The sequence below is a fragment of the Geobacter anodireducens genome (genome assembly GCA_001628815.1).
Taxonomy (GTDB): Bacteria; Desulfobacterota; Desulfuromonadia; order Geobacterales; family Geobacteraceae; genus Geobacter; species Geobacter anodireducens.
Map to the genome: position 1 here is coordinate 55791 of CP014963.1, position 23826 is coordinate 79616.

Genomic DNA, 23826 nt, shown 5'->3' on the forward strand with positions numbered 1-23826 from the left:
TGGTGTAATATTTTTGAACATTTTGAAGGAAAAGTAAACAGAAATGGCGGTAACCTGCCGACAGACCGGCAAAAAGCCATTGACATCAGGAAAAAATAATCATAAAAGTAGCGTCGTTTAGGCGCAGTAAACATCATTGAATGCCAGTAATCAAGGGAGGAATTATGAACCTCGTGCGTCGTACCCTGATGGTACTCACACTGGCCGCCTTGTGTCTGACGGCTGCAGTTCCCCGGCAGGCCGAGGCAGCGGGCCGTACGGTAACCGTTGCCACGGATGCCACCTGGCCGCCCATGGAAATGGTTGACGCCAACAAGAAGATTGTCGGCTTCGACATCGATTTCATGAACGCCATCGCCAAGGAAGCCGGTTTCGCCGTCCAGTTCAAGAACACTGCCTGGGACGGTATCTTCGCGGGGCTCGGCGCCGGCCGCTACGACGCCATCATCTCCTCCGTCACCATCACCGAGGAGCGGAAAAAGCAGTATGACTTCTCCGACCCCTACATCAACATCGGCCAGATTCTCGTGGTGCCCAAGGCTGAGAAGGGGATAAACCTGGCCGCCCTCAAGGGGAAGAAGGTCGGCGCCCAGATCGGCACCACCGGAGCCTTTGAAATCAAGAAAGTGCAGGGCGTCGAGCTCAAGAACTACGACGAGATCGGCCTGGCCTTCGAGGACATGGCCGCCGGCCGCATCGCCGGCGTGGTCTGCGACGAGCCCACCGCTGCCCACTATGCTCTCCAGAAGACCGAGTACAAGAACAAATTCAAGATCGTGGGCAAGTCCTTTACCGCCGAGTCCTATGGCATCGTAGTGAAGAGGGGCGACAAGGAACTGCTTGCCCTGATCAACAAGGGCATCAAGCCGTCAAGGCCAAAAAGGTCGACGAGCAACTCCGGAAGAAGTGGCTCAGATAAATGATCGATCAGGACAGGGCACGGCCGGCTATCGTCGAGGTCGGTGACGGCGCGGCTATTCCGAGCAAAAGCGACATCGGGCTCTTCACTGCCTGGCGCATCGCCTTCATCGGCGCAATCGGCCTCCTGGCCTTTCTGGCCATCACGAAGCCGGACCCCTATCTCAACATCCTCAAGTTCGTTCCCGACGGTATCCTGGTCACCTTTCAGGTTACCGTCGGGGCCATTCTTCTGGCTCTGGTCATCGGTCTCGTGGCCGGCCTCGGGCGCATTTCCTCCAACCGGGTCATCAACGGCATCGCCTCCCTCTATGTGGAAATCATCCGCGGCATCCCGCTGCTGGTTCAACTCTTTTACATCTACTACGCCCTGGGTCGCTTCGTCCACGTCCCCGACATGGCGAGCGCCATCATCGCCATGGCGGTCTGTTACGGCGCCTACATGGGCGAGGTGATCAGGGCCGGCATCCAGTCGATTCCCAAGGGTCAGATGGAGGCGGCCCGCTCCCTTGGCATGACCAAGGGCCAGGCCATGCGCCACGTGATCCTTCCCCAGGCCGCCAAGGTCGTGCTTCCCCCCATCGGTAACGAATTCATCGCCCTGCTCAAGGATTCCTCGCTGGTGTCCATTCTGGCGGTTGCGACATTCTGCGCCGGGGGCGGGAGTTCGCGTCGGAGAGCTTCACCTATTTCGAGACCTATACGGTCATTGCCCTCGTCTATCTGATCATTACCCTCTTCTTGTCAAAGCTCATCGGAATCATGGAGGAACGGATCAGTGCGGGAACCTGAACGGGGCGGCATGGTAGAAGTACGCGACGTAAGCAAGAACTTTGGCGGGCTCAAGGCCCTCGACCGGGTAACGTTCGACGTGAAGGAGGGAGAGAAGGTGGTCATCATCGGCCCGTCCGGGTCGGGCAAGAGCACCCTCCTTCGCTCTCTGAACAAGCTGGAACAGATCGATACGGGGCGGATCCTGGTGGACGGCATCGATCTCTACGGCCAGGGGACCGACATCAACAAGCTGCGGGAAGAAGTGGGCATGGTGTTCCAGTCCTTCAACCTGTTTCCCCACAAGACCGTCCTGGAGAACATCACCCTGGCCCAGTGCGTCGTGCGCCAGCGGAGCACGGCCGAGGCGGACGAGAAGGCCATTGGGCTTCTGCGCAAGGTGGGACTGGAGGAGAAAGCGGGCGCCTATCCGGCCAAGCTCTCCGGCGGCCAGCAGCAGCGGGTCGCCATTGCCCGTGCCCTGGCCATGGATCCGAAGCTCATGCTCTTTGACGAGCCCACCTCCGCCCTTGACCCCGAGATGATCGGCGAGGTGCTCGACGTCATGAAGAGCCTCGCCCGGGAGGGGATGACCATGGTGGTCGTCACCCACGAGATGGGATTCGCCCGGGAAGTTGCCGACCGGGTCATTTTCATGGACGCGGGAAGGATCGTGGAGGAAGGGACACCCGAGCACTTTTTCCGGAATCCGACCCACGAGCGGACCAGGCTGTTCCTGAGCCAGATACTCTGACTACTTCGACAGTCAGCGACAGCGGCGTCGCTTTCCTCACAAAGAAGGGAGGTGGTTGGACAATCGCTGGTCGCACGACGTGAAGCAGCACAACCCTACAATGTTGTTAATCATCGCAACGAAGGAGGAGTACATGGGTTTCAAGAAATCGCTCATCGCAGTCACCGCAACGGCGGCTATTGCCGCCTCCGCCGTCCCGGCCCTGGCCCTGGAGAATGAATTCCACGGCATGTTCAGGCTGTTCGGGGCGGTGAGTAATTTCAATGGGTCGCTTAGCGGCCAAGGTTTTTTCAATCCATCTTTCCATGATGAGGGTGGAGTCCCCGTCCTGTCCGGTAAAGATGCCCCCACTGCCACCTATTTCGCACAACGGGCCCGCCTCATGTACATTGCCAAGGCCAATGACGATCTGAAGCTCGTGACGCACTTCGAGATCGACTCCCGTTGGGGCGACTCGGCGTACACCAGCGCCAGAAACCAGGGTGGCGCCATCGGGGCCGACACCGTCAACATCGAAACCAAGAGTGTCTACCTGGACTTCAACTGCCCCATTACCGGTGCCAATGTAAAGGTGGGCATGCAGCCCCACGACGACGCCTTCAAAGGGGTCCTCTTTGGCGCCGACATGGCAGGCCTCCTTGCCTCCCGCTCCTTTGGCAATCTCGATGCCTCGGCCGGTTTCTTCCGGTTCGACGATAAAGGGACGCTTCCCGGCAAGAGGGCCCGTGACATGGTGGCAGCCACCGCCAAGTACGCCGTTACCAAGGACATTAGAATCGGTGGCGCCTATTACTTTATCGACGACGACCGCAGCGGCGACTTTGGCTATGTGGACCAGCAGCAGGGTGATACAAACACCGTTCACAACGTCGGCGTCAATGCCGAGGCGAATCTCGGTCCGGTCACCCTTGACGGCTTTTTCCTCTACCAGTTCGGGTCCCTCCGGGCTCCGGCGTCCCGCCACGTCAGTGCCTTTGCCGGCAACGTGGGCGCCCGGGGCAACCTCGGCCCCGGAACCGCGCGGGCTGAGTTCCTCTACGTCTCCGGCGACAAGGGGGGGAGCAGCACCACCAATGCCTTCCAGAGCGTCGACGATGAGCACGGCTTCTACAACGGCAACATGCAGCTCCTGTTCCGTGATGCCTATGCCATGACCATCGATAATGCCGTGGTCTACACTTCCAATAACAGGGATCAGGGTGTCATCGCCGGCTTCGTCGGCTACGACCTTCCCATCACCTCCAAACTTTCCACCAGCGTCAATGCCGGGTTCGCCTCTGTCGCCAAGGAGAACGACAAGACCCTTAACAGCTCCAACGGTAAGTATCTGGGGACCGAACTGAACGCTTCCGTCGACTACAAGCTCTTTGACAACATGACTGCCAGCCTGCGGGGTGCCTATGTTGTCTTGGGCGACTACTACGACGGCGTTGCCGCCGGCGGTGAGACTCCCGACGATCCCTACATGGCATCGCTCATCCTGAACTACGCATTCTAAACACGGCCACGGCCGGGGCGAGTGACTGCCCCGGCCGCATTCGTCCGCCACCTTACCGATCGACAGGAGGTTTATCCCATGAAAAAGATGGCTGTTCTCATGCTGACCGCGTTCGCGTTCTCCGCCACCGTTCCGGCCTTTGCCGCAGAAATGTCCAAGGAAGAGAAGGACATGTGCCTCCTCGCCTCCAAAAACTGCGCCGGCGAGGTCGATAGCCTCCAGAAGAAGGTCAAGAAGCTCCAGGCCGAGATCAAGAAGGGGAAGAGGGTCTACACCGCCGAGGAGCTCAAGAAACTTGAGCAGAAGCTCAAGGAAGCCAATGAGATGGTCGACGTCCTGATGAAACAGGGCGGCGGCAAGTAATTCCCCCTGCTGCACCATTCATTCAACAGGAGGAGCATTCAATGAAATTCAGAAAAATTGCATCGCTGCTGACCGTTGCCGCAGTGGCCACCGCCCTTTCGATGGGCTTTGGCTGCAAGAAGAAGGAAGAAGCCCCGGCCGGCGCACCGGCCGCCGGCGACACCATCAAGATCGGCTTCCTTGGCGCTCTTACCGGCGACGTGGCCATGTTCGGCAAGCCGACACTCGACGGCATGAAGATGGCGGCCGAGGAGCTCAACGCTGCCGGCGGCATCCTCGGCAAGAAGATCGAGATCGTCGAGGCCGACAACCGCGGTGACAAGCAGGAAGGTGCGTCGGTCACCCAGAAGCTCATCAGCCGTGACGGCGTCGTTGCCATCGTGGGCGACCCCACCACCGGCATCACCAAGGTTGCGGCTCCCATCGCCCAGAAGGCCCAGGTGGTCCTCCTCTCCGCCGGCGCCACCGGCCCCGGCGTCGTGGAGAACGGCGACTTCATCTTCCGCAACACCCTGCTGGACAGCGTCGCCATCCCGGCCTGCATCGACTTCTTCGCCAAGGACCTGGGCTACAAGAAGGTGGCGATCATCACCTCCGACAACAACGATTACAGCGTGGGCCTCTCCCAGACCTTCCGCGATGCGGCCAAGAGCAGGGGGGTGGAGATCGTTGCCGACGAGAAGGTGAAGGACGGCGACAAGGATTTCAGCGCCCAGATCACCAACATCAAGGGCAAGAAGCCCGATGTTATCTTTTTCTCCGGCTACTACACCGAGGCCGCCCTCATCATGAAGGAAGCCCGCAAACAGGGGCTCAAGGCCAAAATGTTCGGTGGCGACGGCCTCTTCTCGCCGAAGCTGATCGAGTTGGGCGGCGATGCGGTCGAGGGCGCCATGGCCGCCCTGGGCTTCTCCCCCGAGCAGGCTTCTCCGGTGACCGCCAAGTTCGTCGAGGCGTACAAGAAGAAGTTCAGCGGCGCCGAGCCGGGTCTCTTCGACGCCCAGGGATATGACGGCGTCATGATGCTGGCCGATGCAATGAAGCGCGCCAACAGCGCCGACCCGAAGGTGTTCAAGACCGCCCTCGGCCAGACCAAGAACTATGAAGGAGTCTCGGGGACCATTACCATCCGCGATAACCGCGAGCCGATCAAGTCACCGCTGGCCCTTCTGGAAGTAAAGGGCGGCAAATTCGCCCTGAAGGCCAAGGTCCCGGTCAAGATGGACTAAGAGCCGACTGTTTTTCACGATGTGAAAAAGCCCCACGGGATAACTCCCGTGGGGCTTTTGTTGTTCAATCATCCTAGAGCTGACGTCCGAACCGCCGGTAGAGCGACGGCAGGACCACCATGTTCAGCACCGTGGAGCTCAGCAATCCGCCGAGGATGACAATGGCCAGGGGTGAGAGGATCTCGTTCCCCGGTTTGTGGGCAGCCACGGCAAAGGGGACGAGCGCCAGCCCGGCGGCCAGGGCCGTCATGACCACCGGCCGGAGCCGTTCCCGGGAGCCCCGGTCAACCGCCTCTGCCAGGTGCTGTCCCTCCTCCATCAGGTGACGGTAGTGGGATACCAGGAGAATCCCGTTGCGGACCGCAATGCCGAACAGGGTGATGAAGCCGACAAGGGTCGAGACGTTGATGACCCCGCCGGTAATGAAGACCGCCACGATGCCGCCGATGAACGCGAGCGGCAGGTTGACCATGACGATCCCCACGTCGCGGAATGAGCGGAACTCCAGGTAGAGGACCAGTCCGATAAAGAGGAACGACACCAGGGAGAGGAGCCCGATCATCCGGGTCGCCTCGGCTTCGCTCTCGAACTGGCCGCCGTATTCGATAAAGTACCCTTCCGGAAGCTTCACGCCCGCCTCGATCCGCCCCCGAGCCTCCTCGAAGACGCTCCTCAGGTCGCGTCCGGACACATTGGCCTGGACCACGATCTTGCGCTGGACGTTTTCCCGGCTGATGGCGTTGGGCCCCTTGGCACTGGTTACCTGGGCCACGGCGGCAAGGGGAACCTTCACCCCGCCCGGGGCGTCCACCAGAATGCCGGCCACGGCGCTTCCCGTCGCCCGCGCCTCATCGGGGAAGCGGACCATGACCTCGTAGGTCCGGTCCTTCTCCAGGGTCCTGGTCACCACGGTGCCGGCGGTGGCGGTCTCCACCGCTTCGGCAACGGCTGACACGGAGAGATTGTACCGGGCCATGGCTTCACGGTCGGGGATCACCCGCAGTTGCGGCACGTCAACCTGCTGCTCCACCGACAGATCCTCAAGCCCCGGTACCCCGGCGATGGTCCGCTGGATATCCTGGGCGATGCTCCTGAGCCTGAAGAGTTCCGGCCCGTAGATTTTAATGGCGATATTGGCGGCGGTGCCCGACATCATGTGATCGATCCGGTGGCTGATGGGCTGGCCGAAGGAGACAATCGTGCCGGGAATCCCACCGGTCAGGTGGCGCAACTCGCCGATGACCTCTTCCAGCGTGCGCCCTTTCAGGTCCAGTTGGGCCTCGATCTCCGAGGCGTTGGGGGGCTTGCCGTGCTCGTCCAGGTCTCCCCGGCCGGTGCGGCGGGCCGTGAGGGTCACGTTGGGGTGTCCCTTCACCAGCGTTTCCACCCGGGCGGCGATGTCCACCGACTGCTCCAGGGACGTGCCAGGGGGAGTGGCAAGCGTGATGGTGAGCGACCCTTCGTTGAAGGGGGGCAGGAATGAGCGGCCAGCCATGGCCAGGGGGATGAGGGAGAGGATGAAGGCCGCTGCCGCGAGCCCCATGACCAGGTTCTGCCGGGTGAGCGCAAGGTTGAGGACCGGCCCGTAGGCGTTTTGGAGCCAGGTGAAGACCCGGCCCTCGTCATGACGATCGAGAAAGCGCGCCCGGGGAAGGAGGTAGGAGCAGAGGGCCGGGGTGACGGTGAGGGCCACCAGGAGCGAGGCGCCGATGGAAACCATGTAGGAGATCCCCAGGGGCTTCAGGAGCCGGCCCTCCACGCCGGAGAGAAAGAAGAGGGGGAGGAATACCAGGACAATGATGAGGGTGGCGTTGACGATGGATGAGCGAATCTCCCTGGAGGCATCGAAGATCACCTTGCCGGCGGGTTCCCGCCGGGCCTCGGGCTTGGCGCTGTTCTCCCGCAGCCGTCGGTAGACGTTCTCCACGTCGATGATGGCATCGTCCACGATGACGCCGATGGCGATGGCCATTCCCCCCAGGGTCATGGTGTTGATGGAGATGTCGAAGAGCCGCAGGGTGAAGATGGCGAAGATGAGCGACAGGGGCATGGCCACGATGGAGATGAAGGTGGTGCGCATGCTTCCCAGGAAGAGGAAGATGATGGCCACCACCAGCACCGCCCCCTCCACCAGGACCTTGCGGATGTTGTCCATGGCCCGCTGGATGAAGTCGGACTGGCGGAAGATGTCGCCCCGCAGCTCCATGCCGGCGGGGAGCCCTTTGCGGATCTCGGTCAGCTTGCCGTCGAGCAGGGCCGTGAGGGTCAGGGTGTTGGTCTCCGGGTGCTTGGCCACGGAGATGAGAATCCCCGGCTTGGTATCGACGCTGGCATCTCCCACCTTCAGGGCCGAGCCCACGGCCACGCGGGCAACATCCCGCACAAGGACCGGGATGCCGTTCCAGGCCGAGACAACTACCCGCCCCAGGTCGTCGGCGGTCTGGTAGCGTCCCACGCCGCGGATCAGGTAGTCCTGGCCGCCGCTCTTCATGATGCCGGCGGCAAAGTTCTCGTTGTTCCCCCGGACCGCTTCCAGAACCTCGCCCACCGAAACCCCGAATGAGGCGAGCCCAAGCGGGTCCAGTTCCACCTGGTACTGCCGCTTTTCGCCTCCCAGGACCACCACCTGGGAGACGCCGGGAACAGCCAGAAGCCGGCGCCGGACAACGAAATCGGCCGCCTCCTTCAGTTCCATGGGGGTGTGGCGGTCGCTGGTGAGGCCGATGTACATCACCTCCCCCATGATGGAGGAGATGGGGGTGAGGGTCGGCATCACCCCGGCCGGGAGCGATGCGGTCAGCCCCTGCATTTTTTCGTTCACCACCTGGCGGGCCCGGTAGATGTCGGTGCCCCAGGTGAATTCCACCCAGACGGTGGAGAGGCCGGCAACCGTGTAGGAGCGGACCCGGCGTACCCCGGTGGCGCCGTTCACGGCGCTTTCGACCGGCATGGTCACCAGGGTTTCCAGCTCCTCGGGGGCCATGCCCTGGGCCTCGGTCATGATGGTGACGGTCGGAGCCGTCAGGTCGGGCAGGACATCCACCGGCATCCTGAGGGCCACCACGGTCCCCACCACCAGGATGAGGGCCGACAGGACCACCACGATGAGGCGGTTTTCTATGGATAAGCGGATTATGCGATCAAGCATGGCGGCGCCCCCTTAGTGGCCGTGGCCGGCGTGGGGGTCGGCGGTGGCCCCGCCCTGGGAAGCGAGCTTCACGTAGTAGCCCCCCTTCACCACCAGCCGGTCGTGCTCGTCGAGCCCCGATACGATCTGGACCATCCCCCGGTCTTCGGTTCCGATCTGCACCTCCCGGCGGTCAAAGGTGATCCCCGATATCTGGACGAAGGCGAACCAGCGACCTTCGTCCTCGAAGAGGGCCTCTTTAGGCACGGCCAGGACACCTTTGGCCGTGCCGGTCCGGATGGTGACCCGGGCGAACATCCCAGGCTTGAGGTTGCCGCTGCGATTCTCCACGGTAAAGATCACCGGGAGGGTTCGGGTCTGGGGATCCACCACCGTCCCGTCGGAGACGAGGCCGCTGGTGTGGAATTCTCCCGGGAGTCCCGTCACGGTGAAGACAGTTCCGGCGGCAGCGGGGCGTCCGACCTTGCCCAGGTCCGTTGCCGGCAGGTTCACCCGGAGCCAGAGCCGGCCGGTATCCACGATGCGGACCAGGGTCTGGCCGGGGGCTACCCCGCTGCCGTTCACGGCAGAGATCTCCACCACGGTGCCCGAGACCGGCGCGCGCACGGTGATCCGTCCGCCGCTCCCGCCCTGGACGCTCTTCATGGCAGCCTCAAGGGGGGCTGCGACGGCGCTGGCCGCCTCCAGGGCCGCCTCTGCCTCCTCCAGCCGCTTGCGGGCGGCTATCTTCCCCTGCACCAGCCGCTTGGCCCGGTCGTACTCGGCCTGGGCCAGGGTGAGGCGGCTCACGGCCTGGGCGTGGTCGGCTGCCAATTGGGTCATGCCGCCGCCAAGGCTTGCCGGAGGATCGATCACCGCGATCACCTCGCCCTTTGCCACCCGCTTGCCGGGGAAGGGGAGGGGGCGGGTCGGGGAGACGACCCCTGCCAGGGGAGCGGCCACCACTGCCTCGGCCGTGGCCACCGGGACCAGTTCGCCGACCGCCGCGAGACCGCTGGCCATATCCATCCGCCTCGGCTCGGCCACGCCAAAGGCCACGGCCCACTGCTGCTCCTTGGTCAGGGTGATGGCGCCGACAGCTCCCGATGCGGCGTGTGCGTGGGCTGTGCCGGTTTCGCCGTGCGCCTGCTCTCCTCCATGGTCGCCATGCTCGTCGTGGCTGTCATGCTCTGCATGTTCATCATGGACGTCATGGTCAGCATGGGCGGGCGCTTTTCCTCCGCCCTGCTTCGCCTCCGCGGCGTGATCCCCGTGGCCGTCGCGGTCGTGGGGAGTTCCCTCCTTCCGGTCGCTCGCGGCCGTCTCCTTGTGCCCGTCCTCGCCGTGGTCATGTCCTTCCCCGACCCGGAGAGAGGGGAGTTCGATCTGTTCCCCCCGGGAGCCGCCGATCACCACCGTCACCCGGTAGGCGCCTTTGGCGGGGAAGGTTGCTTCGGCCCGGTAGAGTCCCGGCTTGGTCCCTGTGGCGGCTACTGTGAGGGGGGCTCCCGCGGGCGGGGTTATGACCAGGTGCACCTCCGGTGACGCCAGGGGCTGCCAGTCGGCCGTGCGGGTCAGATAGATGAGGAGCGTCGCCCCCTTGCCCGGTTCAAGCTCGGGATGCTCCAGGAAAACCTCGGTCCGGTCCGACCAGGCGGTCACCTGCACCGGCCCGTGGCCGGCCTCGTTGCCGGCTTCCCGGGTGCCGCTTCCCTTGCTGCAGGCGGCCAGCAGCGTCAGGGCCAGCAGCATCAGGATTCCGTATGTTATCGTGCGTATCACGCTCACTGGGTACCTCCTGTTGTCAGTTCGTCCAGGGATGCGCCCAGGGCCGCCTCCAGGCGGGCACGGGCCGTCTGCCGGGCATGGACGGCCGCCAGGTATGCCCCGTGGACCTCCACGTACTTTTTTTGTTCCTCGATGACCGCGAGGATGCCTGCCTCCCCCAGCCCGTAGGCCTCCTGGACCAGGGCGAGGTTCTCCTTGAGCCGTGGAAGGATATCCTTCGCGTAGAGGCAGAGCACTTCCTCCGCTGCGGCCATCCGGGCATGCTCCGCCTCCACATCCCGTTCCAGCGCGGTGCGGGCTGCGCCGAACCGGGCCTCGGCTCCTCCCCGGCGGGCACCGGCCTCGCGGATGCCGGCCTGGTTGCGGTCAAAGAGAGGGAGCGGCAGGGAGAGCCTTACCCCCATGATGGTGTCGCGGGTTTTTTCCTCGCCGGTGCCGATGGCATCGGTGCTCCGCTCATGGGCCACGAAGAGTCCCACCGTCAGGTTCGGTACCCCCTCGGACCGGGCAAGACTCACCTCTGCCTCTCCCTTGGCCTGCTCGGCGGCCAGGGCCTTGAGGTCGGGGCGGTGTTCCCGGGCCCTGGTCACCAGGCCGGCGACACCGGCGGTAAAGGGTTTTTCGTCGGGCGGCGCGACAACGGCCGCTTCATGGCCGGGCTCAAGGCCCATGAGGGTTGAGAGGCGGGAACGGACCGGCACGATCTCCCGTTCCGCTGCCACCCGCTCGCTGTCGCTGCGCGCCGCCTCGACCCGGGCCAGGTTGACTTCAAGTTCGGGAATGTCGCCCGCGGCGAAACGCTCCCGCGTCAGGGCCAGCAGGCGGCTGCCCAGTTCCGCGGCCTGCTTTGCCAGATCAAGCCGTTGCTGGGCCAGCAGAAGATCGGCATACGCCGTTTTCACTTCCAGGGCAGTGAGGCGCTCCCGATCCGCCAGCCACCACCGGACTGCCTCGACTTCCCGCTCAGCGGCTGCCAGCCGTTTGGTCCGCTTGCCACCGAGCAGCACTTCCTGGGAAATCGCCAGTTCCATGCTGCTTTCGTTGCTGCTGCCGGTGAGGGCGCCGGTGGCCCCTTCCAGCTCCAGGACCGGATTGGGATAAAGCCCGGCCCGGACAGTGCCGGCTTGGGCGGCCTCATGCCCGCTCCGGGCCGCCTTGAGCTCGCCGTTGTGGGCAAGGGCGTGCTCTACGGCCTCGGTAAGGGTGAAGGTTCTTGTTTCGGCAAGGGCATTGCCCGCCGACGCACCGGTGACGGCAAGAAGCAGCAGGACCGCCACCGGCAGGGAAACTGCTCGACTCACGGCAGTACCTCCTCGTGGTGTATCTGAAATGGATAGTCTGCGAGATATGATGGACGGCCCGGAACCGCCGCCGGCGGAGCGTACGTCTCCCGCTACGGCCGGTCGGTTGGTGTCGTCACGGGGTCAGGCGGGATTCTGCAGGGGGTACGAACTTGGACAGATAGACGTCGGGGGGAGGGACGCGGCGTTCGGAAAAAGAAAGGACGTGGATGGACGGGGCATAGCTCAGGCACAGCTCGTCGCCGGCAAGGGGCGCTTGGCAGGGGCAGGAAAGGCAGTTCAGGCAGTGACCTCCGTTGCCGTGCCCGTCATCGGGGCAGCACGGGGCCTCACCGCCGGCATGGGATGCTACGGTGTCCGCCGCGGCAGGGGCGGGGTGGTGGTCCGCGCCAAGACAGATGGCCCCCCCCAGCGTGATGGACGTCATCAGCAGGAGGAGAAGCAGGGCGAGACCTTTTCTCTGGAGCGGGAAACCCATTAAGAACTCTTTCCTCATATAACTGTGGCTAGAACTATAGAAAAATGGAGGGACAACTGTCAACAGCCCTGTGCGAAGTCCCGCCATCAGGAGATGTGGCGCTCCTCCATCCGCATGTTGAAGCGCCGCACATGCTCCCTGGCCAACTCTTCGGCCCGCTTCCCGTCCCGGGCGGCAACGGCCGTAAACAGGGCCTCCAGGTCCTGGTAGTTCTGGCGCAGCACCGTTTCCTCCATGGGGAGGTAGCGCTCGTAGTAGGTGTGGATGTTGTGGTAGACGGTTTCGAGCACCGTGATGAAGAGGGGGTTGTCGGTCATCTCGGCCAGGGTCAGGTGAAACTCCTCGTCGGTCCGGACGAAGGAGTCCCAGTGGGGTTCCCCCTGCTCAAGGTACTTGCCGGCCGTGTTCAGCAGGTCTCTCAGCCGGCCTGTCTGCTCGGGAGTCGCCCGGTTGGCGGCCAGGGCGGCCACGATTCCCTCGACCCCCTCGCGGAATTCGGCCAGCTTCGCCAGAGGCACCTTCTGGTAGCGGATGAGCAGCGCCAGGCTCTCGCTCACCTGCTCGGTGGATACCCCCTTGATCACCGATCCCCCGGCCACGCCGGTCCGGATCTCGATGAGCCCCTTCTGCTCCAGGACGCGGAGTGCCTCCCGGAGGGTGCCCCTGCTTACATTGAACTCTTCCTGGAGTTTCCGCTCCGCCGGGAGCTGGTCCCCCTCCTTGAGCCTCCCCTCCACGATCGCTTCCTGTATCTGATCCACCACATCCTGAAAGATCCGGTTTTGTTTGGCCTTGCGAAACATCTGGGTTGCTCCTTCCGTTGCATCGTAGCAATGCAGGATTACAATGGTTGTACCCATGCCGGCCAGTCGAACAGCCGGCGCGGTCTGCGTCGCCGGCCCAGCTTTCCCGGCATGTTCAGACTGCCAGTTATAGCACCCTGTCATGCTTTTTCAAAGAATAGCATAGCGTGGAGGATAATACTAATGGTTTAACCATTGACACGAAGATGATGGCAGTGGTACTGTTTGATGCAGGTAACTCGACACCATGGGCTATCCGCCTCATATGAACCAACCAAGGAGCGAGCCATGCTAAACAGTGAGTTGAACACGAAGATCGTCAACCGCGGCAGGGAGTTTTTCGGCAGCATTTCCGGCGAGAAGCCCTCCCTTTTCAACAAAGGGGCCTGGATGGGCAAGGCCATGGACTGGAGCATGCAGAACGAGCAGTTCAAGATCCAGATGTTCCGGTTCGTGGACGTGTTTCCCTCGCTGACCACCAGCAAGCTCCTGACGGAGCACATCCGGGAATATTTCGGCAATGAGCAGGAAATGCCCGCGTTCATGTCCACGGGGGCCAAGGTGGCGGGGATGCTCGGGTCCTTCGGCGGGGCCGTGCTGAACAAGGTGCTCACCTCCAATATCGAGGAGATGGCCCGCCAGTTCATCGTGGGCGAGACCACCAAGGAGGCGGTGAAGAACCTGGAGAAACTCCGCAAGGACGGTTTTGCCGCCGTGGTGGACGTGCTCGGCGAGGCGACCCTTTCCGAAGAGGAAGCCGAAGTTTACACGAACACCTACCTGGAGTTGCTTGACGCCCTGAAGGAAGAGCAGGGGAGCTGGAAAGGCCTGCCCGGCAGAGGGGGCGATCCCAACCTGGACTGGGGGCATGCCCCAAGGTGAACATTGCGGTGAAGCCCACGGCCCTCTTCTGCCTGGCCAATCCCCAGGACTTCGAGGGCTCGGTGGTGGCCATCCTTGACCGGATGCGCCGCATCTTCAAGAAGGTAATGGAGCTGAACGGCTTCCTCTGCATCGATATGGAATCCTACCGCCACAAGGAGATCATCCTGGAGGTCTTCCGGCGCCTGAAACTGGAGTACCGCGACTATCCCCACCTGGGAATCGTGCTCCAGGCTTACCTGAAGGATAACGACAAGGACCTGGATGACCTCCTGGCCTGGGCGAAGGAGCACAAGGTCCAGATATCCGTCCGTCTCGTGAAGGGTGCCTACTGGGACTACGAAACGGTCAAGGCGAAGCAGAACGATTGGGAAGTCCCGGTCTGGACCATCAAGGCGGAGAGCGACGCGGCCTACGAGCGCCAGGCGCGGAAGATCCTGGAAAACCACCAGATCTGCCACTTTGCCTGCGCCTCCCACAATATTCGGACCATATCGGCGGTCATGGAGATGGCGCGGGAACTGAACGTGCCGGAGGATCGTTACGAATTCCAGGTTCTCTACGGCATGGCCGAACCGGTGCGCAAGGGGATCCTGAAGGTGGCGGGGCGCATCCGCCTCTATGCCCCCTACGGCAACATGGTTCCGGGGATGGGGTACCTGGTGCGCCGGCTCCTGGAGAACACCGCCAACGAGTCGTTCCTGCGCCAGAGCTTTGCCGAGGACGCCCAGATCGAGCGTCTGCTGGAAGACCCGGCCGTCACGGTCGAGCGGGAACGGGCCGCCCGCGCCGCAAAGCCGAAAAAGGAGCGGAAGGGCCCCGGCGGGCTCACCCCGTTCAACAACGAGGCCATGGTGGACTTTACCCGGGCCGACCACCGGGCTGCTTTCCCGAGTTCAATCGCCCAGGTGCGGACCCGGTTGGGCAAGACCTATCCCCTGTTCATCAACGGGAAAGAGGTCCGGACCAACGACTTCATCCCCACCGTGAACCCCAACAAGCCCTCCGAGGTCCTGGGCCAGATCTGCCAGGCCGGCACCACGGAGGTGGGCGCCGCCATCGCCGCCGCCAAGGCAGCCTTCCCGGCATGGCGCGATACCGATCCCCGGACCAGGGCCGAATATCTGCTTAAAGCGGCCCAAGCAGCCCGTAAGCGGCTCTTCGAGCTCTCGGCCTGGCAGGTCCTGGAGATCGGCAAGCAGTGGGATCAGGCCTATGCCGACGTGACCGAGGCCATCGACTTCCTGGAATACTATGCCCGTGAGATGATCCGGCTGGGCCAGCCCCAGCGGGTGGGCCACGCCCCGGGCGAGCTGAACCATTACTTCTACGAGCCAAAGGGGTAGCCGCGGTCATCGCCCCCTGGAACTTCCCCCTGGCCATCAGCATGGGCATGGCGTCGGCAGCCATCGTCACCGGCAACTGCGTGGTCTTCAAGCCGTCGGGGATCACCTCGATCATCGGCTGGCACCTGGTGGAACTGTTCCGCGAGGCGGGCCTCCCCGAAGGGGTCTTCAACTTCACGCCGGGCCGCGGCTCGGTCATGGGCGACTACCTGGTGGATCACCCGGACATCAGCCTGATCGCCTTCACCGGCTCCATGGAGACCGGCCTGCGGATCATCGAGCGCGCCGCCAAGGTCTATCCGGGCCAGGCCAACGTGAAGAAGATCATCTCCGAGATGGGGGGCAAGAACGCCATCATCATCGACGACGACGCCGACCTGGACGAGGCGGTGCCCCATGTCCTCTACTCGGCCTTCGGCTTCCAGGGGCAGAAGTGCTCCGCCTGCTCCCGGGTCATCGTGCTGGACGCGGTCTACGACAAATTCATCGAGCGGCTCGTGTCCATGGCCAAGGCCACCAGGGTGGGCCCCTCCGAGGACCCGGCCAACTACATGGGTGCCGTGGCCGACGACAAGGCCATGAAGAGCATCAAGGAATACGCGGAGATCGGCAAGCGCGAGGGGCATGTTCTCTACGAGAGCCCGGTGCCAACGGGTGAGGGGTATTATGTCCCCATGACCATCATTGGCGGCATCAAGCCTGAGCACCGCATCGCCCAGGAGGAAATCTTCGGGCCGGTCCTGGCGGTCATGCGGGCCAAGGACTTCGACCAGGCCATCGAATGGGCCAACTCCACCCAGTTCGCCCTCACCGGCGGTATCTTCAGCCGCAGCCCCGAGCACCTGGCCAAGGCCCGCCGGGAGTTCCGGGTGGGGAACCTCTACATCAACCGGAACAACACCGGCGCCCTGGTGGAGCGGCAGCCCTTCGGCGGCGCCCGCATGTCCGGGGTCGGCACCAAGGCCGGCGGTCCCGACTACCTCCTCCACTTCATGGACCCGCGGGTGGTCACCGAGAACACCATGCGGCGCGGTTTCGCTCCCATCGAGGAGGACGACGACTGGGTCGACTAGCAGGCGATGTAACAACCCGTGCGGGCCGGTCTGTGTTGCTGCCGCTCGCACGGAAGCTCAGCGTGCCAGCGGGGGCGGGAGAAGTCCCGTCCCCGTTTTTGTGAAACCATACTAACTTTTCAGAATATCAACAAAAACCCCATCGAAAAGCTTGCACAATCTTTAGTCACTGTGGTATACAGGTCGAACCTGTCGACGGTTTTGCCGTTCAAGGGAATCCCCCGCACTCGCAGTTCGTTGCACCAATCCCAATAACACGTCATAGCCACACCCCGGCGCAGAGAGGAACCGCATGCTCCTGCAGCAGCTCATCAACGGGATCGCCCTCGGCAGCACCTATGCGCTCATCGCCCTGGGCTACACCATGGTCTACGGCATCATCGCCCTCATCAACTTCGCCCATGGAGAAATATTCATGGCGGGCGCATTCGTGGGTCTGCTCATGGTCGCCCTGTTCAAGATGAACATCTTCGTGGCCATGATCCTTGCCATGGTAACCTGCATGGTCATGGGGGTGGTCATCGAGTTGATCGCCTACCGCCCCCTCAGGAAGTCGTCGCGGCTGTCGGCGCTCATCTCGGCCATCGGCGTCTCCATCTTCCTCTCGACACTGGCGCTCATGATCTTCGGCGCCGATGCCAAGGGCTTTCCCGACACCGCCTTTCCGGTCCACCAGGTGAAGATCCTGGGCGCCGAGATCTCGACCCTCCAGCTCCTCATCATCGGCGTTTCGGCCATTCTCATGCTCGGCCTCGAGTTCATCGTCCAGAAGACCAAGATCGGCAAGGCCATGCGCGCCACCTCCGAGGATTACAGCACAGCGGCCCTCATGGGGATCAACGTGAACCGCGTGATCTCCTTCACCTTCGCCCTCGGCTCATCCCTGGCGGCTGCCGGCGGGGTGCTGGTGGGGCTCCTGTTCAACGCGGTCAGCTTCAACATGGGGCTCATGGCAGGGCTCAAGGCCTTCTCGGCCGCGGTTCTCGGCGGGATCGGCTCCATCCCCGGCGCCATGCTCGGGGGGATGCTCCTGGGCGTGGCAGAGGTCATGGGGGTTGCGGCCGGGTACTCGTCCTACCGCGATGCCATCGCTTTTGCAATACTCGTCCTGGTTCTCCTGGTAAAGCCCACGGGCCTGCTGGGGCAGAAAATTCAGAAAAAGGTGTAACGAGCGTATGGGAGAGTCCCTGCAGAGCATCCTCAACCTGGTTGACCCGTATACCCTCCAGATCCTGGTGAACATCGGGATCGCCATCGTCCTGGCCCTGGGGCTCAACGTCATTACCGGCATCACCGGACAGCTCTCGCTGGGGCACGCGGCGTTCATGAGCATCGGAGCCTTCACCAGTGCCGTGATAACCCTGCGCACGGGGCTTCCCTTCAGCGCCAACCTCCTTCTCTCCGGACTGGCAACAGCCTTTGTCGGCGCTGCCATCGGCTATCCCATCCTCCGGCTCACCGGCGACTATCTGGCCATCTGCACCCTCGGTTTCGCCGAGATCGTCAAGGTTGTCTTTCTCAACCTCGACATCACCAACAAGGCCCTGGGATTGTCGGTTCCACCGGCCCGATCGCCGATCCCGATGCCGATCATTGTCTGGGTGGTGGCTATCCTTGCAATCATTTTCGTCAGCTTCATGAAAGAGTCGCGCTTCGGCCGGGCCCTTAAGGCGATCCGCGACGACGAGATCGCCGCCGAGGCCATGGGCATCAACATCGCCCGCTACAAGGTCCAGTCCTTTGCCGTCGGTTCCTTCCTGGCCGGGGTGGGGGGATGCCTGTACGCCCATTTTCTCAGTTACATCAACCCGTCTGATTTCGGCTTCCTCAAGTCGGTCGACATCCTGAGCATGGTCGTGCTCGGGGGGCTCGGCAGCATCGCCGGCACCGTGTTCGGGGCATCCATCCTGGCGGCGGCACCGGAGTTCCTCCGCTTCATGTCCCAGTACCGGATGCTCGTCTACGGCGGATTGCTCGTCTTTCTCATGGTCTTCCGTCCCAACGGCCTGCTCGGCGGGATCAACTTCACCGACCTGGTGCTGCGGGCCATCGGCCGCAAGCCTGCCACGGCGGAAGTCAACGAACGGCATAGAAAATAAACGGATTGGCGAGGTTCCATGTCGCTTTTGAAACTCGATAACGTGACCATCCGCTTCGGCGGGCTGGTGGCCGTCGACAGCGTCAACCTGACGGTGGAGCAGGGAGAGATCCTGGCACTCATCGGTCCCAACGGTGCCGGCAAGAGCACCCTGTTCAACCTCATTACCGGTATCTATTCGCCGACAGCGGGGAGCATCTCTTTCAAGGGTGCTACCATCAGCGGCCAGAAGACCCACCGGATCGCCGCCGCCGGCATTGGCCGCACCTTTCAGAACATCCGGCTGTTCCCCGGACTGTCGGTTCTGGAGAACGTCCTGATCGGCTCCCACACCCGCGGGAAATGGGATCTGGCCGGTTCCATCCTGAAGCTGGCGCCCTGGGTGCGGCGCGAAGAGGGGGAGCTTGTCGAATGGGCCATTGAATGCCTCAAGCAGGTCGATCTGGCGCATCGGGCCTATGAACCGTCCACGAGCCTTCCCTATGGCGAGCAGCGCCGCCTGGAGATTGCCCGTGCCCTGGCGATAAAGCCCGACCTGATCCTGCTGGACGAGCCGGCCGCCGGCATGAACCCCCAGGAAAAGCAGGTCCTGCTGGAGATGGTGCGGAAGATCCGCGCCGCAGGCATCACGGTCTTCCTTGTGGAGCACGACATGAAGTTCGTCATGGGGCTGTCCGACCGGATCGCCGTGCTCGATTACGGGGTCAAGATCGCCGAGGGAAAACCTGAAGCGGTCCGGGCCAACCCGCAGGTCATCGAGGCGTACCTCGGCAAGGCGGCCGTCCACTAGCCCCGCCGCGCCTGAAGCACACTAACCGCGACAAGGATGGCGTATGCTCGTCGTTGAAAACCTTTCCGTCAACTATGGGGCCATCAAGGCCCTCGTTAATGTTTCCTGCCGGGTCGACCAGGGTGAGATCGTTGCCCTCATCGGCGCCAACGGCGCTGGCAAGACTACCATTCTGAACACCATCTCCAGTGTCGTGCCGGCGGCTGCCGGCCGGGTCCTGTTCGAGGGTGAAGACATCACCAGAACCGCCCCCCACGAGATCGTCAAGAAGGGGGTGTGCCAGGTACCCGAGGGGCGCCGCGTCTTCGCCAAGATGAGTGTGCTGGAAAACCTGGAGATGGGTGCCTACATCCGGTCCGACAAGAAGGGCATCGCCCAGGAGATGGAGCGGATATTTCACCTTTTCCCCCGCTTGGCCGAGCGGAAGAAGCAGCTCGCCAAGACCCTTTCCGGCGGGGAGCAGCAGATGCTCGCCATGGGGCGGGCCCTCATGTCCCGGCCCCGGCTCCTGCTCCTGGACGAACCCTCCATGGGGCTCGCGCCGATGCTTGTGGAAAAGATCTTCGAGATCATCGGCGAGATCAACGGGACCGGCACCACCATCATGCTCGTGGAGCAGAACGCCCACATGGCCCTTTCCATCGCCCACCGCGCCTATGTGCTGGAGACCGGCCACATCGTCCTCGAAGGGCCGGCCGGGGAACTGGCGGAAAACCCCGAGGTGAGAAAGGCATACCTGGGAGAATAGGGCTTTCGTGTGACAACGGCACCCCACAGCAAACCGATCGTAAACCCCTACCTGGCAGTCCTGGTGGGGGTTTTTGCCGTTTCGTTCTCCGCGCTCTTCGTGCGGCTCTCCACGGCTCCTCCCCTCATCATCGCCACCTACCGGCTCCTGTTTACCTTCCTGCTGCTGGCGCCGGCCACGGCAGCTTCCCGCTTCAGCGGAGCGCGCTCCATGTCGCGCCGGGAGATCGCTCTCGCGGCGGCCAGCGGCCTGTTTCTCGCCCTCCATTTCGTCACCTGGTTCACCTCGCTCTTCTACACCAGCGTGGCCAGTTCGGTGGTCATCGTCACCATGCAGCCGGTTTTCGTGGTGATCGGCGCGTGGCTCTTCTTCCGCGAGAAAGTCCCCCGGCTGGCCCTGCTGGGAGGAGTGGTGGCACTGTGCGGCAGCATCGTCATCGGCGCAGGTGACTTTCAACTGGGGATGCGCGCCTTTGTGGGAGATCTTCTCGCACTGGCCGCCGCGATCTTTGTCTCGGGCTATCTCCTCATCGGCAGGAAGCTCCGGGGGAGCGTAGAGCTGTCGGGCTATACCTTTGTCACCTATGGCGCCTCCGCCCTTGTTCTCGTCGCCACCAGTCTTCTTACCCGCACGCCGTTCCATCCCTATCCGGCCCTTGACTGGCTGCTGTTTTTCGCCCTTGCAGCAGTCTGCACCGTGCTCGGGCACACGGTCTTCAACTGGGTCCTGCGTTACGTGCAGGCATCGGTGGTGTCCGTGAGCATCCTTGGCGAGCCCATCGGCGCCATCGTCTGGGCCTCCCTGTTCCTCGGCGAAACTCCCACGCCCCGGCAGCTTGCCGGCGGCTTCCTGATCTTTGCGGGGCTCTACATCTTCACGCGGGTTTCGGCCCGGCACAAGGGGTGACGCCGCCTGCAGCCGGCGACATCGCGTATCCCGGAAGCATCCATGAAGCTGGCCGGTTTTCTGTGCGCCGCTGCGAGCATCCTGTTTTCTCCCTCTCTGCCGGGAGGCCGACGGCCAGGGAGAGGCGGGCAGTCCTACGACGGCTCCGGTTCCCGGGCCTGTTTCTGAACAGGGGAACCACCGCCGTTTCCCAGTTGCCTCAGCCAGCCATGGCCGGAGACGAGAACGATGCCGGTAAGGACGAGCAGCGCGCCGGCGAGAAACCCGCGCTCCAGCGGTTCGTTCAGGAGCCAGGCCCCCAGCGCAACCCCGAAGAGCGGGGTCATGAACGAGAGAACCCCGAGCCGCGACGCGACGTAGTGGCGCAGCAGCCAGAACCAGACCAGGAAACTGGCGAATGATACGATCAGGGCCTGGAAGATGAGGCACGCCCAGCCGAGGCGGGTGGGGTTGAAATATGTCTGGCCAAGGCCTGCCGCGGCCGGCAACAGCAGGATGAAGGCCCCCAGGAGCTGGAACAGGAGCGTCTGCGTCGCAGAGCAGGCGGACAGGCGCGAGGTGCGGATCACGACCGTTGTCATGCCCCAGGCCATTCCTGCGGCAAGCCCCAGGAAGTCTCCCCAGATGATGCCCGCCACCGACAGTGCGGCCGTGTGGCCGCCCCGGCCGCAAAAGCTCACCACGATGCCGCCGAACGCCAACGCGATCCCGAACCACTGGACCGGTTTCAGCCGTTCGGAATTAAGTTTCAGGTGGAGCCCAATGGCGGCGAATACGGGTGCGGTGTACAGGAAAATCACCATGTGGGACGCCGTCGTATGCCGCAGGCCCTCTCCGACCAGCAGATATTCCAGGGCGAACAGGAACCCGACCGCGAGCCCGGGCCGCCACATCCCCCCTGCCAGCGACAACCGCTCCCCCCGGACAGCCATCATGATGCCGACCAGCAGCGCCGATATTCCGGAACGGATGGCTATCTGCAGCAGGGGCGCTATTTCGGCGGCCGTCGCCTTCAACGCTACCTGCTGAAGCCCCCAGGTCAGACCGAGAATGATCATCAGGCTGACGGCCAACCCGTCCAGTGCTTTGCGTGAGTCCATGCAGTTCCTCTTGGTAGTGAATCCGGCACAGGAGTATATCCTTTGGCTGAAGCTATGAATATAGTGAAATTGTGACAACTGCTGGCATGTACCTGCCACTGGCCATTCGAAACAGCGGCGGAATGCCGAAAGGGCGGGAGAGGGGAGACGGATCGACTCCGTCGAGAAGGCGCGTTGTTGCGCTGGCCTGCCCCGCCGTGGAGGCGGTGCCGGGCGAAGGGCAATACAGAGGACGTCAAGGCGGCCGACAGCCTGCCGCGGAGGAGTTTCTCTTCATAAACGCAAAAGAAAATGGCCGATCATCTCGTTGATGATCGGCCATGGTTAGTATGGCTCCCCAACCCGGACTCGAACCAGGGACATGGTGGTTAACAGCCACCCGCTCTACCGACTGAGCTATTGGGGAATGTATGGGCCCCGTGACCGTGTGTTCACGAGTTCTTTTCACCTCTTCACGTCGGGCTCGAAGATGAAAAGCGAAGGCTTTTGTACCATACGCCCGACGAGGATGTCAATAAAAATGACATGCTCACTTTTCAGGGGGCAGTTCCACATGGGTGCGGGGATGGGACGGCCTCGGCATGTCTGGCCGGGCAAGCGGCAGCAATTAGGATATGGGCTTCGATAATTCCATTCCCAACCAGTCATCAATAGTGGTATATAGATGCATAGTTTGTGAGCCACAGAAGCCACCTTCTGTGGCTTTTATTTGCTACGTCCATGGAGCTTTGCGTGAAATTTTCTGATTCGTTCGTCCCTTTCCGCGGTTTTTCCCCCCAGGTGTGCTGTGTCGCTATGGCCGTTCTTCTCGGGCTTGCAGGCTGCGCAGATACTGACAAGTCGGTGCCCCAGACGTCTTCCCCGAAGGAAGCCGCCATTAAGACCGAAACTTACAGCAGTGCCGTCCCTCCTGCTCCTGCGCCGGTGTTCGCCCCGGCGAGCAGTGCCCGGCCTACGACGCCCGCCGTCAAGTATGCGGCCGGCGAAGATCCCGATTACGCACGACAGTGCGGGTGGCCGGTACTCTGTCCGCCGACCCCGCCCGGCGCCATCCTGCCGTCAAAGCGGATTGTGGCCTACTACGGCAACCCGCTCTCCAAGCGGATGGGGGCCCTGGGGGCTTATCCCAAGGATGAGATGCTCCAGCGGCTCAAGTCCGAGGTGGCGGCATGGCAGAAAGCGGATCCGTCGCTGCCGGTGCAGCCGGCTCTCCACCTGATCGCCGTCGTGGCGCAAGGGGAGCCGGGCAAGGACGGCAAATACCGGATGGTCATGCCGGATGCTATCGTCAACCAGGTGTACGGTTGGGCGAGGGAGGCAAATGCCATTCTGTTCATCGACATCCAGACCGGCCACGACGACATCCGGGCGGTCCTGCCGCGTTTCGAGTGGATTTTGAAGAATCCGGACGTTCACCTGGGAATCGACCCGGAATTCAACCTGATCTCCAGCAGGGCCAAGCCCGGCAAGAAGATCGGAACTTATGACGCGGCCGATATCAACTATGTGTCCGGCTATCTCAAAGACTTGGTGACCAGGTACAATCTGCCTCCCAAGATTCTGACGGTCCATCGGTTCACGCGCAACGGGGTTACCAACTCCAAGAAGATCGTCCTGCGCCCCGAGGTGCAGATCGTGATGCACATGGACGGGTGGGGGGCTCCCTGGCTCAAGCGCGATTCCTACAAGGATTACATCGTTGCCGAGCCGGTCCAGTACACCGGCTTCAAGCTGTTCTATCACAACGACACCAAGAAGGGGCATCCCCTGCTCACCCCCCGGGAGGTGCTCAGGCTGCACCCGAAGCCGATCTACATTCAGTACCAGTAGTACTCGCATCTTGTGGGCGGAAA

The 23826-nt window shown here is 62.8% G+C and carries 16 protein-coding genes, 1 tRNA gene and 3 pseudogenes; 13 read left to right on the plus strand and 7 right to left on the minus strand.

Annotation, left to right across the window (positions count from 1 at the left end; genetic code table 11):
- The first annotated feature begins 164 nt into the window (after positions 1 to 164).
- The 6 genes and pseudogenes from A2G06_00240 to A2G06_00265 all read left to right on the plus strand — a co-directional run bounded on the left by A2G06_00240 (position 165) and on the right by A2G06_00265 (position 5533).
- Positions 165 to 919: pseudogene (locus A2G06_00240) on the plus strand (amino acid ABC transporter substrate-binding protein).
- A pseudogene (locus A2G06_00245) lies at positions 920 to 1710 on the plus strand (amino acid ABC transporter permease).
- Between the two features lie 10 nt (positions 1711 to 1720).
- A complete protein-coding gene (gene glnQ / locus A2G06_00250) occupies positions 1721 to 2443 on the plus strand; it encodes a glutamine ABC transporter ATP-binding protein (GenBank protein ID ANA41549.1) in 723 nt (240 codons plus the stop codon).
- Positions 2444 to 2576: 133 nt separating this feature from the next.
- On the plus strand, positions 2577 to 3941 hold the full coding sequence (locus A2G06_00255; GenBank protein ID ANA39082.1) for a hypothetical protein: 1365 nt from the start codon (positions 2577 to 2579) through the stop codon (positions 3939 to 3941).
- Positions 3942 to 4019: 78 nt separating this feature from the next.
- Positions 4020 to 4304 (plus strand): hypothetical protein, encoded by a 285-nt coding sequence (locus A2G06_00260; protein ANA39083.1) that lies wholly within the window; start codon positions 4020 to 4022, stop codon positions 4302 to 4304.
- A gap of 41 nt (positions 4305 to 4345) precedes the next feature.
- Positions 4346 to 5533, plus strand: a complete 1188-nt coding sequence (locus A2G06_00265) for a branched-chain amino acid ABC transporter substrate-binding protein (protein ID ANA39084.1) — start codon at positions 4346 to 4348, stop codon at positions 5531 to 5533.
- A 73-nt stretch (positions 5534 to 5606) separates the two neighbouring features.
- Here the strand turns inward: A2G06_00265 and A2G06_00270 are convergent, their stop codons facing one another.
- The 5 genes from A2G06_00270 to A2G06_00290 form a co-directional block, all read right to left on the minus strand.
- Complete coding sequence (locus A2G06_00270) at positions 5607 to 8681, minus strand: multidrug transporter AcrB (GenBank protein ANA39085.1); 3075 nt, start codon at positions 8679 to 8681, stop codon at positions 5607 to 5609.
- A gap of 12 nt (positions 8682 to 8693) precedes the next feature.
- Positions 8694 to 10448, minus strand: a complete 1755-nt coding sequence (locus tag A2G06_00275; protein ANA39086.1) for an efflux transporter periplasmic adaptor subunit — start codon at positions 10446 to 10448, stop codon at positions 8694 to 8696.
- A complete protein-coding gene (locus A2G06_00280) occupies positions 10445 to 11749 on the minus strand; it encodes an RND transporter (protein ANA39087.1) in 1305 nt (434 codons plus the stop codon). The genes A2G06_00275 and A2G06_00280 overlap by 4 nt, the downstream gene beginning before the upstream one ends.
- Before the next feature lie 115 nt (positions 11750 to 11864).
- Positions 11865 to 12245, minus strand: a complete 381-nt coding sequence (locus A2G06_00285; protein ANA41550.1) for a hypothetical protein — start codon at positions 12243 to 12245, stop codon at positions 11865 to 11867.
- Positions 12246 to 12313: 68 nt separating this feature from the next.
- On the minus strand, positions 12314 to 13030 hold the full coding sequence (locus A2G06_00290; protein ID ANA39088.1) for a GntR family transcriptional regulator: 717 nt from the start codon (positions 13028 to 13030) through the stop codon (positions 12314 to 12316).
- A gap of 288 nt (positions 13031 to 13318) precedes the next feature.
- Between A2G06_00290 and A2G06_00295 the strand changes: the two are divergent.
- The 6 genes and pseudogenes from A2G06_00295 (at position 13319) to A2G06_00320 (ending at position 20873) form a co-directional block, all read left to right on the plus strand.
- A pseudogene (locus A2G06_00295) lies at positions 13319 to 16331 on the plus strand (1-pyrroline-5-carboxylate dehydrogenase).
- Between the two features lie 292 nt (positions 16332 to 16623).
- Complete coding sequence (locus A2G06_00300) at positions 16624 to 17499, plus strand: ABC transporter permease (protein ID ANA39089.1); 876 nt, start codon at positions 16624 to 16626, stop codon at positions 17497 to 17499.
- 7 nt (positions 17500 to 17506) lie between these two features.
- Positions 17507 to 18430, plus strand: a complete 924-nt coding sequence (locus A2G06_00305) for a branched-chain amino acid ABC transporter permease (protein ID ANA39090.1) — start codon at positions 17507 to 17509, stop codon at positions 18428 to 18430.
- 18 nt (positions 18431 to 18448) lie between these two features.
- Complete coding sequence (locus tag A2G06_00310; GenBank protein ANA39091.1) at positions 18449 to 19219, plus strand: ABC transporter ATP-binding protein; 771 nt, start codon at positions 18449 to 18451, stop codon at positions 19217 to 19219.
- A 43-nt stretch (positions 19220 to 19262) separates the two neighbouring features.
- Positions 19263 to 19967 (plus strand): ABC transporter ATP-binding protein, encoded by a 705-nt coding sequence (locus A2G06_00315; protein ID ANA39092.1) that lies wholly within the window; start codon positions 19263 to 19265, stop codon positions 19965 to 19967.
- A gap of 9 nt (positions 19968 to 19976) precedes the next feature.
- Positions 19977 to 20873: a hypothetical protein gene (locus A2G06_00320; protein ANA39093.1), complete on the plus strand. Its 897-nt coding sequence runs from the start codon at positions 19977 to 19979 to the stop codon at positions 20871 to 20873.
- A 134-nt stretch (positions 20874 to 21007) separates the two neighbouring features.
- On the opposite strand, the gene A2G06_00325 is transcribed toward A2G06_00320, so the two are convergent.
- Positions 21008 to 21973: a hypothetical protein gene (locus A2G06_00325; protein ID ANA39094.1), complete on the minus strand. Its 966-nt coding sequence runs from the start codon at positions 21971 to 21973 to the stop codon at positions 21008 to 21010.
- 330 nt (positions 21974 to 22303) lie between these two features.
- Positions 22304 to 22379: transfer RNA gene (locus A2G06_00330), tRNA-Asn, on the minus strand.
- A gap of 326 nt (positions 22380 to 22705) precedes the next feature.
- Between A2G06_00330 and A2G06_00335 the strand changes: the two genes are divergently transcribed.
- Positions 22706 to 23803 carry a hypothetical protein gene (locus tag A2G06_00335; protein ANA39095.1) on the plus strand — a complete coding sequence of 366 codons (1098 nt, stop codon included), beginning with the start codon at positions 22706 to 22708 and terminating at the stop codon, positions 23801 to 23803.
- Positions 23804 to 23826: the final 23 nt, after the last annotated feature.